At 64.5% G+C, this 15,369-nt stretch carries 10 protein-coding genes; 6 read left to right on the top strand and 4 right to left on the bottom strand.

The annotated features are described in order from the left end of the window. Positions 1–78: 78 nt before the first annotated feature. Positions 79–1,029, bottom strand: coding sequence for a hydrogen peroxide-inducible genes activator (locus AC1DZU_RS05545; protein WP_477282510.1), 951 nt, complete (start codon positions 1,027–1,029; stop codon positions 79–81). Positions 1,030–1,293: 264 nt separating this feature from the next. On the opposite strand from AC1DZU_RS05545, the gene katG reads away from it, so the two are divergent. Together katG and AC1DZU_RS05555 are read left to right on the top strand one after the other, a co-directional pair. Next, on the top strand, positions 1,294–3,489 hold the full coding sequence (gene katG / locus AC1DZU_RS05550; RefSeq protein ID WP_477282512.1) for a catalase/peroxidase HPI: 2,196 nt from the start codon (positions 1,294–1,296) through the stop codon (positions 3,487–3,489). A gap of 190 nt (positions 3,490–3,679) precedes the next feature. Continuing rightward, positions 3,680–4,237, top strand: a complete 558-nt coding sequence (locus tag AC1DZU_RS05555; protein ID WP_477282514.1) for a GNAT family N-acetyltransferase — start codon at positions 3,680–3,682, stop codon at positions 4,235–4,237. 20 nt (positions 4,238–4,257) lie between these two features. On the opposite strand, the gene AC1DZU_RS05560 is transcribed toward AC1DZU_RS05555, so the two are convergent. Then, positions 4,258–4,674: a MerR family transcriptional regulator gene (locus tag AC1DZU_RS05560; RefSeq protein WP_477282516.1), complete on the bottom strand. Its 417-nt coding sequence runs from the start codon at positions 4,672–4,674 to the stop codon at positions 4,258–4,260. A gap of 108 nt (positions 4,675–4,782) precedes the next feature. Here AC1DZU_RS05560 and AC1DZU_RS05565 point away from each other — a divergent pair, with 108 nt between their 5' ends. Then, the gene (locus AC1DZU_RS05565) at positions 4,783–7,005 is read left to right on the top strand and encodes a heavy metal translocating P-type ATPase (protein WP_477282518.1); all 2,223 of its coding nucleotides are present in this window, start codon (positions 4,783–4,785) and stop codon (positions 7,003–7,005) included. A 19-nt stretch (positions 7,006–7,024) separates the two neighbouring features. Here the strand turns inward: AC1DZU_RS05565 and AC1DZU_RS05570 are convergent, their stop codons facing one another. Further along, entirely contained in the window at positions 7,025–8,209 is a 1,185-nt protein-coding gene (locus AC1DZU_RS05570; protein ID WP_477282520.1) for an MFS transporter, read from the bottom strand. A gap of 144 nt (positions 8,210–8,353) precedes the next feature. Then, positions 8,354–10,024: a Na/Pi cotransporter family protein gene (locus AC1DZU_RS05575; RefSeq protein WP_477282522.1), complete on the bottom strand. Its 1,671-nt coding sequence runs from the start codon at positions 10,022–10,024 to the stop codon at positions 8,354–8,356. A 378-nt stretch (positions 10,025–10,402) separates the two neighbouring features. Between AC1DZU_RS05575 and AC1DZU_RS05580 the strand changes: the two genes are divergently transcribed. The 3 genes from AC1DZU_RS05580 (at position 10,403) to rpoD (ending at position 15,367) form a co-directional block, all read left to right on the top strand. Further along, complete coding sequence (locus AC1DZU_RS05580; RefSeq protein WP_477282524.1) at positions 10,403–10,771, top strand: RcnB family protein; 369 nt, start codon at positions 10,403–10,405, stop codon at positions 10,769–10,771. 151 nt (positions 10,772–10,922) lie between these two features. Beyond that, on the top strand, positions 10,923–12,857 hold the full coding sequence (gene dnaG, locus AC1DZU_RS05585; protein ID WP_477282526.1) for a DNA primase: 1,935 nt from the start codon (positions 10,923–10,925) through the stop codon (positions 12,855–12,857). A gap of 488 nt (positions 12,858–13,345) precedes the next feature. Further along, on the top strand, positions 13,346–15,367 hold the full coding sequence (rpoD, locus tag AC1DZU_RS05590; protein WP_095090975.1) for an RNA polymerase sigma factor RpoD: 2,022 nt from the start codon (positions 13,346–13,348) through the stop codon (positions 15,365–15,367). The last annotated feature ends 2 nt before the right edge of the window (positions 15,368–15,369 follow it).

Genomic DNA, 15,369 nt, shown 5'->3' on the forward strand with positions numbered 1-15,369 from the left:
CTTGTTTAGCAGGCTCCCAGCGGTGATTACACGATTGGTCTAGGCAACCCCGCGAAGCCGGAGACCATGTCGTGTTTGTCAGGCGGTTGCCGTCAGGTTCAGCAGATGCGCAATCGGTGTCGGATTGTGCTGCGCGCGCAGCGCGTCGGCCGACTGACGAACGATTTCGGAAATCCGCAGCAGCTGTTTGGCGATCGGGCTGGTCTTGCGCCAGACCATGCCGATCGTCCGCGACGGCTGAGGGCTCCTGAAGCGGGCGATGGAGACCGACGCCGAGCGCGTCTCCACCGGCACCGCCATTTCCGGGATCAAGGTGACGCCGATCCCGGCGCTGACCATCTGGACCAGGGTTGACAGCGAGCTGCCGTCCAGCAACTCGCGCGGCCGTGCCGAATGCATGTTGCAGAAGGATAGTGCCTGGTCGCGAAAGCAATGGCCTTCTTCCAGCAGGAGCAGCCGCATTTCACGCAGCATTTCGCGATTGGGCACCGGCTTTCCCTCGTCTTCGCCGGGCCGGACCAGGACGAAGGCCTCGGCAAACAGCACGATCTCCGTCAGCGAGGGTTCGGACACCGGCAAGGCAACGATGGCCGCATCGAGCCGGCCGTCCGCGAGTTCCTGGATCAGCTTCTGGGTCTGCGTCTCGCGCACATGGATATCGAGGCCATCATGCATGCTCGAGAGGTTGCCGATGATCGTCGGCAGGAGGTAGGGCGCGATCGTCGGGATGACGCCAATGCGCAGCCGACCAACCAGCCTGTCGCGCGACGAGCGCGCGAGGTCGGCGAGCTCGTCCACCGAACGCAGGATGTCGCGGACGCGCAAGGCGAATTCCTCGCCGAAATTGGTCAGCCGGACCTGTCGCGGGCCTCTTTCGAAAAGCTCCGTGCCCAGCGTTTCCTCCAATTCCCTGATCTGCACCGAAATGGCAGGCTGGGAGATCGCGCAGGCGTCGGCCGCGCGCCCGAAGTGGTTGTGCCGCGCCAACGCCTCGAAATAGCGCAGCTGCTTCAGCGTCAGGTTTGTCATAATGTCACCTTATCGCTGTAATCAGGAAATCCAACTTAAATTAATCGCGCAGCTTTGCTATAGGAGCTGCAAGGGAGATGAGGAGCAGCCGGGACGGCTTCGTCCGGGGCGTGCCCGCAGCGACAGGAACATCCAAGATATTCGGTCGCGTATCTGGCATACGGTCATGCGTCAGCCATGAAACGGACCGCTTCCAGGGACATCCTTTGTCCTTGTTCACGCAGCAGTTGAAACAGCTCAACACAGCCACGATCGGAGAAAAACATGGACGCACAAACTGACGACCCCAGCACGGGCAAATGCCCGGTCGTGCACACAGCCGTCGGCAGGGTCAACCGCGACTGGTGGCCGAATCAGCTCAATGTCCAGATTCTCCACCAGCAGTCGCCGCTGTCCGATCCGATGGGTGAGGCGTTCGACTATGCCGAGGAATTCAAGAGCCTCGACCTCGACGCCGTGATCAAGGACCTGCATGCGCTGATGACGGACTCGCAGGAGTGGTGGCCGGCCGATTTCGGCCATTACGGGCCGCTGTTCATCCGCATGGCGTGGCATAGCGCCGGCACCTACCGCATCGCCGACGGCCGTGGCGGCGCCGGAGCCGGCCAGCAGCGTTTCGCGCCGCTGAACAGCTGGCCGGACAACGTCAACCTCGACAAGGCCCGCCGGCTGTTGTGGCCGATCAAGCAGAAGTACGGCCGCAAGATCTCCTGGGCCGACCTCCTGATCCTGACCGGCAACGTCGCGCTGGAATCGATGGGCTTCAAGACCTTCGGTTTCGCCGGCGGCCGCGCCGACGTCTGGGAGCCCGAGGAGGACATCTACTGGGGTCCGGAAGGCAAGTGGCTGGCCGACGAGCGCTACAGCGGCGACCGCGATCTCCAGGATCCGCTCGGTGCCGTGCAGATGGGCCTGATCTACGTTAACCCGGAAGGACCGAACGGCAAGCCTGATCCGCTGGCCTCGGCGCGCGATATCAGAGACACCTTCGCGCGCATGGCCATGAACGACGAGGAGACCGTCGCGCTGATCGCCGGCGGCCACACCTTCGGCAAGACCCATGGTGCCGGCGATGCGACGCTGGTCGGCGTGGAGCCGGAAGGCGCCGACATCGAGCAGCAGGGCCTTGGCTGGGCGAGCACGTTCGGCACCGGCAAGGGCGGCGACGCCATCGGCAGCGGCCTGGAAGTCACCTGGACGACGACGCCGACGAAGTGGAGCAACAACTTCTTCGACAATCTGTTCGGCTTCGAATGGGAGTTGACCAAGAGCCCCGCCGGGGCGCACCAGTGGACGCCGAAGGGCGGCGCGGGTGCTGGCAGCGTGCCGGATGCGCACAATTCGGCCAAGCGCCACGCGCCCTCCATGCTGACCACCGACCTCGCCTTGCGGTTCGATCCTTCCTACGAGACGATCTCGCGGCGCTTCCATGAGAACCCGGCTCAGTTCGCCGACGCATTCGCGCGCGCCTGGTACAAGTTGACCCACCGCGACATGGGCCCGCTGGTTCGCTATCTCGGCCCGTTGGTTCCGAACGAGGAACTGCCCTGGCAGGACGTCATTCCGGCGGTCGATCATGTGCTGATCGACGAAGAGGACGCTGCAGCACTGAAGGCCGAGATCCTGGCGTCCGGCCTATCGGTGTCGCAACTGGTGTCGGCGGCGTGGGCGTCGGCCTCGACCTTCCGTGGCTCCGACAAGCGCGGTGGCGCCAATGGCGCGCGCATCCGCCTTGCGCCGCAGAAGGACTGGGCCGTCAACCAGCCGGCGGAACTCGCCAAGGTGCTCGACAAGCTCGAAGCGATCCGCAAGGCGTTCAACGCTTCGCAGACCGGCAGCAAGAAGGTCTCGCTTGCCGACCTGATCGTTCTCGGCGGCGGTGCCGCCGTCGAGAAGGCTGCGAAGGACGCTGGCCACAGCGTCGACGTTCCCTTCTGGCCGGGCCGCATGGATGCCTCGCAGGAGCAGACGGACATCCACTCCTTCGCGCCGCTGGAACCGACCGTTGACGGTTTCCGCAACTATGTCAGCGGCAAGCAGCGGCTGACCGTCGAGGAGGCGCTGGTCGACCGCGCGCAACTGCTGACGCTGACGGCGCCGGAGATGACGGTTCTCGTCGGTGGCCTGCGCGTTCTCGGCGCCAATGCCGGGCAGTCGAAGCACGGTGTCTTCACCAAGCTGCCGGAAACGCTGAGCAACGACTTCTTCGTCAACCTGCTCGACATGGGCACGGAGTGGAAGGCGACCTCGGACGCCAAGGACGTGTTCGAAGGCCGCGACCGCAAGACCGGCGAAGTCAAGTGGACCGGCACCCGTGCCGACCTCATCTTCGGCTCGCATTCGCAGCTGCGCGCGCTGGCCGAAGTTTATGCGACCGCAGACGCCAAGGCGAAATTCGCCAGGGATTTCGTGGTGGCATGGACCAAGGTGATGAACGCCGACCGTTTTGATATCGCCTGAGCTCGGCAAAAGGCACTGGCGCGGCCTGGGAATGGTTGCGCCAGAGCGTCGGTTCCTCCCAAGGGATAAGACCAGGGCCGCGTTTCCAGCGATGGGAATGCGGCCTTGTCGCAAGAGGCTACACCCGGTGGACCGTGCCTTCGCGGATAATGCTGCTACTTTATCGGCGCAGCTACTCCGCCGGTGCAAAATGGTCGAACTCGTCAAACCCGCGCTTGAACATTTACCGTCCTACAAGGCGGCGCTCGAGCGCGGCTGGTCGCCGGACAATGTGCGGCTCGAACGAGCCACGCGCGAGCAGCTTGCGGCCATCGAAAAGGATCCGGTGGCCTTTCTCGCCGACCTCGATGACCCCCTGGCCAAGGGCGGCCCTATAACCTTGCCCGACGGCAGAAAGGTGCCGCGTCTGCCGGGCTTTCGGCGCTGGATCTGGGACGGGGAAGCTTCAGGTTCGATCGGCTTTCGCTGGCAGCCAGGTACGGCTGCGCTGCCGCCGCATGTGCTCGGCCATATCGGCTATGCGGTGGTGCCGTGGAAGCGACGGCGCGGCTACGCCACCGAGGCGCTACGGCTGATGCTGGACGAGGCGAGGGCGGTCGGCTTGCCTTATGTCGAGATCACCGCCAAGCCGGGCAATCCGGCATCGCACAAGGTGATCCTGACCAATGGCGGCAAGCTCGTCGAGCGTTTCTTCGAAGATGCCGCCTATGGCGGAGCGGAAAGCCTGCGGTTCCGAATCGAGCTGTAGCGGGCGCGCGCGAGCCATCCTCACCCGTGCTCGTCGGCGCACAGCGCGTGATCGGACAGGGCGCGGATGACGTAACAGTCGCCGACCGTCTTGCCGTTGCAGCAAGAGGCGATGCGTTCGAGTTCGGCCTCCAGGCGCTGCAGCTGGGCAATCTTTTCCCGCACCGAAATCAGTTGCTCCCCGGCGATCCGGTCGGCATGGCCGCAGGGCTGCTCGGGGTGGCCGCTCAATTCGATCAGTGAGCGGATATCGTCGACGGCGAAGCCGAGGTCGCGGGCGTGACGGATGAAGGCCAGCCGCTCGAGCTCCTGCCGGCCATAGCGGCGCTGGTTGCCTTCCGAACGCTCGGGTGCTGCAACCAGGCCCATCTGCTCGTAGTAGCGGATCGTCGGCACCTTGACCCCGGTGCGGCGGGAGAGATCACCGATCGAAAACATGTTTTTGCCTCTTGAAGCTCTAGTGACTAGAGCAATTACAGTGCCGGGCATCAAGGTTCAAGACCCGTGTGGCGGCACGCCGCGCGGGCAAGACAGACAGGTGATGTGATGACGGCTCCCCTCAGGCAAACGCGATTCAAGATCGGCGGCATGGACTGCGCCTCCTGCGCGGCCAAGATCGAGACGGCGGTGCGCCGTCTCGATGGCGTTGCCGACGTCTCGGTTTCGGTGACCGGCGCCAGCATGACAGTCAGCCACGGCGGTGCACTCCCGGAAGACAAGGTGCTGCAGCAGGTGGCTCGGCTGGGCTACGGCATCGTCAAGGCGGAAGCCAAGACTGACGGGCGTGCCTCAGTGGCCAAGGTGCATGATCATGCTGATCATGATCACGATCATGAAGGCCATGACCATGGCGGCGAGCCGGCCACCAAGCGGACTATCGGTTCCGCCCACGACGATGCCGAGGCGGGACGGCCGTGGTGGCGCAGCCGCCGCGCGGCGCTGACGCTGGCCTGTGCTGCAGCACTTCTTGTCGCCTACGGCATCGGTCATCTGTTTCCGGCGGCCGAGCGCTGGGTCTTCCTGGCCGCGCTGCTGGTTGGCCTGGTGCCGATCGCCCGGCGCGCGCTGATGGCGGCACTGGCCGGCACGCCGTTCTCGATCGAGATGCTGATGACCATCGCCGCCGGCGGTGCGGTGATGATCGGCGCCACCGAGGAAGCCGCCGCCGTGGTTGTGCTGTTCCTGATCGGCGAAATGCTGGAAGGCGTCGCTGCCGGCCGGGCACGGGCCAGCATCCAAGGCCTTGCCGACCTGGTGCCGAAGACGGCAATTGTCGAGCGGGCAGGTGGCACGGTCGAAGTCCCTGCCGAAGACCTTGCCGTCGGCGACGTGATCGTGGTGCGGCCAGGTGATCGTATCCCGGCCGATGGCGAGATCGTCGAGGGAGCGAGCGCTATCGACGAAGCGCCGGTGACCGGCGAGAGCACGCCGAAGCGCAAAGGTGTCACGGACGGTGTCTTCGCCGGCACGATCAGCACCGATGGCGTGCTCAAGGTTCGGGTGACGGCAGCAGCGTCGGACAACACAATCGCCCGCGTCGTGCGGCTGGTGGAGGAAGCGCAGGAGGCCAAGGCGCCGACCGAGCGCTTCATCGATCGCTTCTCACGGTATTATACGCCCGCTGTGCTGGCGGTCGGGACGCTGGTGGCGCTGCTGCCGCCGCTGGTTGCCGGCGGCGACTGGAACGAATGGATATACAAAGGCCTGGCGATCCTGTTGATCGGCTGCCCCTGCGCGCTGGTCATCTCGACGCCGGCGGCGATCGCCGCGGGCCTGGCGACTGGTGCGCGGCATGGCCTGTTGATGAAGGGCGGTGCCGTGCTGGAAGACTTTCGCCGGATCACCGCCGTCGCCTTCGACAAGACCGGTACGCTGACCGCGGGCAAACCGGTGGTTACCGACATCGTGGCCTATGGGCGCGACGAACGCACCGTGCTGGCGCTGGCGGCAGCACTTGAGCAGGGCTCCAGCCATCCCCTGGCGGTGGCCATATTGGACAAGGCGAAGGCCGCCAAGGCGCCGGTGCCGCCTGCCTTGGCCGCGAAGGCGATTCCAGGCAAAGGCGTCGAGGGCAGCGTCGGCGGCGTCGCGGTCTTCCTCGGCTCCGGTCAGGCGGCGGGCGAACGTGCTGCGATGACCGAGGCGCAGCGGCTTGCCATCGACAGCCTCAACGGCCAGGGCAAGACAGTCTCGGCGCTGGTGGCCGATGGCGTGGTGACCGGGCTGATCGCCATGCGCGACGAGCCGCGGCCGGATGCGGCGGCCGGCATTGCGGCGCTGAAGGCCGAAGGCATCCGTGCGGTGATGCTGACCGGCGACAACCGACGCACGGCTGAAGCCATTGCCGCTTCGCTCGGCATCGAGGCACGGGCTGAGCTCTTGCCTCAGGACAAGCAGCGCATCGTCGGCGAGCTGCAGTGCGAGGGGCTTAAGGTGGCCAAGGTCGGCGACGGCATCAACGACGCACCGGCGCTCGCCGCCGCGGACATCGGCGTAGCCATGGGCGGCGGAACCGATGTGGCGTTGGAGACGGCCGATGCGGCGATCCTGCATGGCCGGGTCATGGATGTCGTGCGCATGGTGCGGCTGTCGCGGGCGGTGATGGCCAACATCGGCCAGAACATCACAGTGGCGCTCGGGCTGAAGGCGGTGTTCCTGGTCACCACCATTGCCGGCATCACCGGCCTGTGGCCGGCGATCCTGGCCGACACCGGCGCCACCGTGCTGGTCACCGCCAACGCCATGCGCCTGCTACGCTGGCGCGGGTGAGCGTTTCTGTGTCGTGCGCTTACTCGGCTGGCGCCGTCAGCGGCGGCGTGGCGTCGCTGCGTCCTTCCCAGACATAAGACGCGAGCGCCACCGCGACGGCGACCAGCATGGCGATGGCGCCAAGCAGCGGCAGGCTGCGGTAGCCGTAGCCGGCATTCAGCATCGCCGAGCCCAGCGATGCGGCAAGCGCGATGCCGACATTGAAGCCGGATGGAATGAGCGACGAAGCGAGATTGGACGCATCGGCGGTCCAGGCCAGGATACGGGTCTGGATCGGCGTGCCGATGGCGAAGTTGAGACCGCCCCAGACGACAATCGCCACAACCATAGGCAAGGGGTAGGGGCTGACGGCATAGATCACCGCCAGCGTCACCGCCTGCAGGGCCAGCATTGTGATCAGCGACGGCATCAGCTTCCAGTCGGAGAGCTTGCCGCCGAGGAAGACGCCGAGTGTGGCGCCGACGCCGTTGAGCAGCAGTACCCACGGCACCTGGCTTTCATCAAGGCCGGTGATTTCGAGCAATGTCGGCGTGATGTAGGTGAACAGGCCGAACTGGCCGATCATCAGCATCAGCATCAGGATCAGCGAAGTCCAGACCTGCTGGCGCGCCAGCACGCGAACCTCGCGCGCAAGGCCGGCGGGCTTGGCCTGATATCCAGCGGTTCGCGGCAAAAGCGCTGCCATGGCAAGCGTTGCCGCGACACCCAGCGCACCCATCACCCAGAAGGTCGCGCGCCAGCCCCAGATGTTGCCGATCGCCGTGCCGGCCGGCACGCCGATGACATTGGAGACGGTGAGCCCGGACAGGATGACGGCGACCGCCATGCCGCGCTGGTCCTCGCGCACGAGACCGACCGCCACGACCATGGCGACGCCGAAATAGGCGCCATGCGCTATCGCCACGGCAATGCGCAGCAACAGCATCGAGGTGAAATCGGGCGCCAGAGCGCAGGCCGCCTGGCCGATGGTGAAGGCGACGGCAAGGCCGAGCAGCAAGGTCCTGCGCGGCAGCGACTTGGTGGCGAGCGCCAGCAGCGGACCGCCGATGGCGATACCGCAGGCATAGCCCGAGACGAGATAACCGGCCGATGGAACCGAGACGCCAAGCCCCTCCGCCACCTGCGGCAGCACGCCGGCGATGACGAATTCGGTGGTGCCGAAAGCGAAGGCGGCGATGAACAGGGCAATGAGCGGAAGCGACATGGGGAAGGCCCTAGCAGGAACGGCCTCAAACCACGGATGGGCGTCGCGGGCAATCCAGAAATTTTTGTCGCGACTTTAGGTTTTCTTGAGGGGTGCGTGGGGACGGTGGAGCGCCGATCTCCCTCACAGGGGAGACCGGCAGGGTCAACCTCCGCTCGCCTTAAGCCGCGATCCAGTGAGGAGACCGCGCTCTTCGAGCACCGGATAGGCCATCGACGCCAAAAGCGAATTGATCTGCTTCAGGTCGCGGATGGTGTCGAGGTGGATCGAGCTGGTCTCGACGCTCTTGGCGGTTCCGTCGCGCAGCCGCACGAAATGGCTGGCGCTGGTTTCCTTCTCGCGGTCGCGCAGCTGGTCCTTTTCCAGCACCAACTGGCGGGCGGTCTCGGGATCGCGTGATACCAGCACGTTGAAGGCGAGCCGAGCATTGGCCAGCACCGAAGCGTGGAAGGCGCACAGTTCGCGCCAGCCCTCGGGGGTAAACTCCAACCCGCGCTCGAGCTTCTTCTTCACATGCACCAGCATGTTGCGCACGATGATGTCGCCGACCTGCTCGAGCTTGACGCAGGCGCCGATCAGCTCCTGGCAGCGCAGCGCCTCGTCCTCGGTCAGCGGGTTCCTGGTAAGCTTGGCCAGATAGAGCTTGATCGCCGCGTGCTTGCGGTCGACGCGGTCGTCGAGTGCTGCCAGCGCCTTGATCTTGTCGGCATCGGCGCTCTCGTACAGCTCGATGATGCGCTTGAGCATGATCTCGACGGTCTCGCAGACCCGCACCACCTCGCGCGTGGCATTGGCCAATGCCTGGCTTGGAACATCTAGCGCGCTCTCGTTGAGCGCGGAAAGCTCGACGACATCGAGTGTGGCGGCCGGCGCCGGCTTGGTGCCAAGTGCCACGATCTTCTCCGAGGCGCGGTAGACGAACCCGGCCAGCGGCAGGCCGGCGAGCAGGATCAGCACATTGAACAGGATGTGAGCGTTGACGATCTGGTCCGCCGCGGTCGCGCCGAGGAAAGCGACATGCGGCCTGAAGGTCATGAACAGGATCAGCACGACCAGCGAGCCAAGCCCGCGCATCAGGAGATTGCCGATCGGCACCACGCGCACGGCAGGCCCGGCCGAGCGGGTCAGCATCGGCGCGATGATCGAGGATCCGAGATTGACGCCGAGGATGAGGACGACGCCGAGTTCCGGCGTGATCAGGCCTCGGCCGGCCAGCGTCGCCATCAACAGAACCGCCGCGATGCTCGACTGGAACAGCCAGGTGATCAGCGCCGCCAGCAGATAGGCGGTGACGGAATCGCTGGAGAAGTAATTGATGATGACCGGCATGAGCTGGCTGTTGCGCAGCGGCTCCGATGCCTGGCCGATCATTTCCAGCGACAGGATCAAAAGGCCGATACCGACCAGGATGCGGCCGGACTGGCGCCAGTCGCGCCGCTCGGTGGCCATGAACATCACCGTGCCGGTGATCAAGCAGAGCGGCACCAGCAGGGTGAGATCGAACGTCAGCAGCTTGACCACCAGCGCCGAGCCGATTTCGGCACCGCGCACGGCAAGCTGCCCGGCGGCGCCGGAGACGATGCCGGAGCCGGCGAAGGAGCCGACCAGTAGTGTAACGGCGGTGGAGCTTTGCAGGGCGATGGCGAGGCCGGTGCCGGCTAGCACCGCCATGATCGGATTGCGCATGGTGGCGCGCAGACGATGGCGCAGCACGTCGCCATAGGCGCGCTCGACGCCGGTTTTCACCATGCGGGTGGCAAACAGCATCAGCGCCACGGCGCCGGCCAGATGCAGAAGGACGACGGAACCGCTCATGTCGCTTTCCGCATGCGGACAACGGGGTGCGCGATGCGATCAGCGCGGCGATCAGTGGGGGAAACGAGGGTGCGAATCATGTTCATAGCAGTGACCAGGATGACGATATTACATTAGCCGGGTAATAAAATCTTGTCGATTTCAAGGGCCGTTGCGCCGCGACAGGCGGTGTCGGAAAATGGACGGACGCGCAAATGGTTGCATTGCGAGGCTGGTGTGGCGCGGTGGATCGCGCGTGTTTGGTTGTGATCTTTGCGAGGATGTTCAATTCTCCTAAATAAGCGAAGGAATTCATTACACAATTGTAATGCAGGTGTTCAGTTTCGGTTCATCGGTGGGTCACTATCCCTTGGGCATCGACAACCAAGGAGACTTCCAATGAAACGCATTGTCCTTTCCGCTCTCGCTTTCTCGATGCTGGCCGCCACGTCGCTCGCCGGCCAGGCCGCGCCGATGAATGCGCCGAGCGCCCCGCAGTCGACCTACAGCCGGGTCGACTGGCAAAAGCCCGGCAAGCACGTCGAAGTCAGGAAGCGTGTCGTGAAGAAGAAGATCGTCGTGAAGCGCAGCCATTGGCGCAATGGCCAGAAGTATTCCGGTTGGAGGCAGCACCGGCCGATCCGCGACTATGGCCGCTATGGCCTGTATCGCCCCGGCCGCGGCCAGGAATGGATCCGCGTCGGCAACGACTATGTGCTGGTCGGCGTCCTCTCCGGTGTCATTTTCGGCGCGCTTGCCGGGCAGTAAATCCCGTCTGGGCCAGCAAACCTGCTGGGGGCGAAGGGAAGGCGGCCCGCAACGGCCGCCTTTTCTTGCCCTGTGGAAACCGGGCATCGTCCGCATTAGGGGTCGTCGGATTCCGCGGGCATGATTATATGGTGGGGAAACGAGTTTCCCGATGCGCTTTCCGCCCGCCTTCCTCGACGAGATACGCGACCGCGTGCCGATTTCATCGGTGATCGGCCAGCGCGTCGCGTGGGACAGGAAGAAGACCAACGCGCCGCGCGGCGATTATTGGGCCTGCTGCCCGTTCCATGGCGAGAAGAGCCCATCCTTCCACTGCGAGGACAAGAAGGGCCGCTACCATTGTTTCGGCTGCTCGGTGTCGGGCGATCATTTCAAGTTCCTCACCGAACTCGACGGCATGAGCTTTCCCGAAGCCATCGAGAAGGTCGCCGACATGGCCGGCGTGCCGATGCCGGTTCGCGATGCGCAGGAGGAGCGGCGCGAAAAGGAACGCGCCAGCCTGACCGATGTCATGGAGATGGCGACCGCCTTCTTCCAGGAGCGCCTGCAGGGGCCGGAGGGCGCGAAAGCCCGCGCCTATCTGCGTGATCGTGGGCTGACACCGGCCACGCAGCAATCGTTCCGGCTCGGCTTCGCGCCCGACAGCCGCAATGCGCTGAAGGAGCATCTCGCCGCCAGGGGTGTTCCCAAAGCCGATATCGAGGCCTGCGGGCTGGTGCGGCATGGCGACGACATTCCGGTCTCCTATGACTGGTTCCGCGACCGCATCATGTTCCCGATCCCGGATTCGCGTGGCAAGATCATTGCTTTCGGGGGTCGCGCGCTGGCGCCGGATGCGTTGGCCAAATACATGAACTCGCCCGACACCGAACTCTTCCACAAGGGCAACGTGCTCTACAATTTCGCCCGCGCCCGCAAGGCTCTTGCCAAGGGCGGCACGGTCATTGCCGTCGAAGGCTATATGGACGTGATCGCGCTGGCGCAGGCCGGCTTCGAGAATGTCGTGGCGCCGCTCGGCACGGCGCTCACCGAAAACCAGCTTGAGCTGTTGTGGCGCATGGCCGGCGAGCCGGTGTTGTGCTTCGACGGTGACAAGGCCGGCCTGAAGGCTGCCTGGCGGGCCGCCGACATGGCGCTGCCGGCGGTGCAGGCAGGGCGCTCGGCGCGCTTTGCGCTGCTGCCGGAAGGCAAGGATCCCGACGACCTGGTCAAGGCCGAAGGGCCGGACGCTTTCCGTTCCGTGCTGGCCGATGCGCGGCCGCTGGCCGACCTTCTGTGGATGCGCGAAACGGCCGGCGGCGTCTTCGACACGCCCGAGCGGCGGGCCGAGCTCGAAAAGACGTTGCGCGAACTGACCAGTCGCATCCGCGACGAAAGCCTTCGCTATCACTATCAACAGGAGATGCGCGAGCGCGTGCTGAGCTTCTTCGGCGCGCAGCGCAGTATAAGGCAAGGCCGCCAGGATGGGCGCCCGGGCCAGGGCAAGGCACCGCCGCCGGGCGGACAATTCGCCAAGGCCGGCGGCGGACGCACACCGATCACCGAGAGCCTCGGCCGCTCGGCGCTGGTCAAGCGCGGCAGCGAGGGGATGTCGATGCGCGAGGCGACGATCATCGTCGCGCTGGTCAACCATCCGGTGCTGATCGACGAGAATTTCGCACATATCGAGTTTCTCGATCTCGCCAACTCCGATCTGAGGCGGCTGCACGCCGCCATCCTCGACGCGATGGCGCATGACATGGCCAATGACCGTCAGGCCGTGGTGGCAATGATCGAGCGCGCCGGCTGCGCCGAGATCTGGGAGCGGGCGGTCGGGCTGATCCGGCGAATGCGGCATTGGCCGGCGCTGGAGACCGCAGCCCTCGAGGATGCCCGCGACGCTTTCAGCCAGGCCCTGCACTTGCAGCGCAGCGCGCGCACCTTACATAAAGAGCTGAAACAGGCGGAAGCGGCGCTCGCCACCGATCCCACAGACGAAAACTACCGGCACCTGATCGAAATTCAGGCGCAATTTCAGGATGTACAGGCGACGGAGGCGCTGATCGAAGGTTTCGGCGTATCTTCGGGCAGGGCCGGGCGAGCTTAAAGCATGATCCCGAAAAGTGGGAACCGGTTTTCTCGGACAAACGGAAACCGTTTGTCCAGAGATCGTGCTTCCACCAAAAGAAAGACAGAGCCCTTGCCGGCCCATAGGGCAGGGACGGGCTCGGCAAGAGAGTGAAATGTGAAAGCGCTGTTGCGCGTCCAAATGGCGCGTGGCGGGGCTAAGTCGGGTAATTGATTCGCTTTTTTCATGCGAATCATGCGAGAGGCGCTTGACCTTCCGGCAGAATGGCGGAATCAGGACGATTCGAAACGTTAACCCGCACCCGCGTCGACGGGAAATAAACGATGTGAGGTACTGGTCACTGGACAGGCAGGCTGCCTGCCACAGATATCAGGGTTAATCTGGACTTAACGAGAGATGCAGTTACTGGCCCGGTGAAGCGCGACTCATAAGCGAGCGCATCCGATTTGACTGGTCCGACAGCTTACGCGGCTTTGATGTTCGGCCGCTAGGAGAAGATAAAGACTATGGCGACAAAGGAAAAGGAAGAGGTCGAAACCGAACGCGAAGGCGCCACCGATGGCCCTCTGCTCGACCTTTCCGATGATGCTGTCAAGAAGATGATCAAGGCCGCCAAGAAGCGCGGCTATGTCACCATGGACGAGCTGAATTCGGTGCTGCCCTCCGAAGAAGTGACCTCCGAGCAGATCGAGGACACCATGGCGATGCTGTCCGACATGGGCATCAACGTAGTCGAGGACGACGAGCAGGGCGAAGAGCCCGAGGCCGCAGACACCGCGGCCGATGCCGAGGAAGACGCCAACGAACTGGCCGAGCAGACCGGCACCGCCGTTGCCGCCACCACCACCAAGAAAGAGCCGACCGACCGCACCGACGATCCGGTGCGCATGTATCTGCGTGAGATGGGCTCGGTCGAGCTTCTGTCGCGCGAGGGCGAAATCGCCATCGCCAAGCGCATCGAGGCCGGCCGCGAGACTATGATCGCCGGCCTGTGCGAAAGCCCGTTGACCTTCCAGGCCATCATCATCTGGCGCGACGAGCTCAACGAATCCAAGATCCTGCTGCGCGAGATCATCGATCTCGAAGCCACCTATGCCGGCCCCGAGGCCAAGCAGGCGCCGGTGGTGGAGCGCATCGAGGAAGCCAAGGTCGAGGACAAGCCGCGCCGTTCGCGCGATGAGGAAGACGACGTCACCAATGTCGGCGCCGACACGCGCGGATTGGTTGATGACGACGAGGAAGACGAGGACGAGGCCAGCCTGTCGCTGGCGGCGATGGAAGCGGAACTCCGCCCCCAGGTGATGGAGACGCTCGACGTCATCGCCGACACCTACAAGAAGCTGCGCAAGCTGCAGGACCAGCAGGTCGAGAACCGGCTGGCCGCGGCCGGCACGCTGTCGCCCAGCCAGGACCGCCGGCTGAAGGAGCTGAAGGACCAGCTGATCAAGGCGGTGAAGTCGCTGTCGCTCAACACGGCGCGCATCGAGGCGCTGGTCGAACAGCTCTACGACATCAACAAGCGCCTGGTGCAGAACGAAGGCAAGCTCCTGCGGCTCGCCGAAAGCTACGGCGTGCGCCGCGAGGAATTCCTGAAGGAATATCAGGGCTCGGAGCTTGACCCGAACTGGACGCGCGCGATCGGCAACCTGACCTCGCGCGGCTGGAAGGAATTCACCAAGAACGAGAAGGACGCCATCCGCGACCTGCGCGCCGAAATCCAGCATTTGGCCACCGAAACGGCGATCTCGATCCTGGAGTTCCGCAAGATCGTCAACCAGGTGCAGAAGGGCGAGCGCGAAGCCGCGATCGCCAAGAAGGAAATGGTCGAGGCCAATCTGCGTCTCGTCATCTCGATCGCCAAGAAATACACCAATCGCGGCCTGCAGTTCCTCGACCTGATCCAGGAAGGCAATATCGGCCTGATGAAGGCGGTCGACAAATTCGAATACCGCCGCGGCTACAAGTTCTCGACCTACGCGACATGGTGGATCCGGCAGGCGATCACGCGTTCGATCGCCGACCAGGCGCGCACCATCCGCATTCCGGTGCACATGATCGAGACGATCAACAAGATAGTGCGCACCTCGCGCCAGATGCTGCACGAGATCGGCCGTGAGCCGACGCCGGAAGAGCTGGCCGAAAAGCTCGCCATGCCGCTCGAAAAAGTGCGCAAGGTGCTGAAGATCGCCAAGGAGCCGATCTCGCTCGAAACGCCGGTCGGCGACGAGGAGGATTCGCATCTGGGCGATTTCATCGAGGACAAGATGGCGATCCTGCCGATCGACGCGGCGATCCAAGCCAATCTGCGCGAGACCACCACGCGCGTGCTGGCCTCGCTGACGCCGCGCGAGGAACGCGTGCTGCGCATGCGCTTCGGCATTGGCATGAACACCGACCATACGCTGGAAGAGGTCGGCCAGCAGTTCTCGGTCACCCGCGAGCGCATCCGCCAGATCGAAGCCAAGGCGCTGCGCAAGCTCAAGCACCCGAGCCGCAGCCGGAAGCTCAGGAGCTTCTTGGACAGCTGAGC

It is taken from the genome of Mesorhizobium sp. P2_A12 (genome assembly GCF_056405075.1).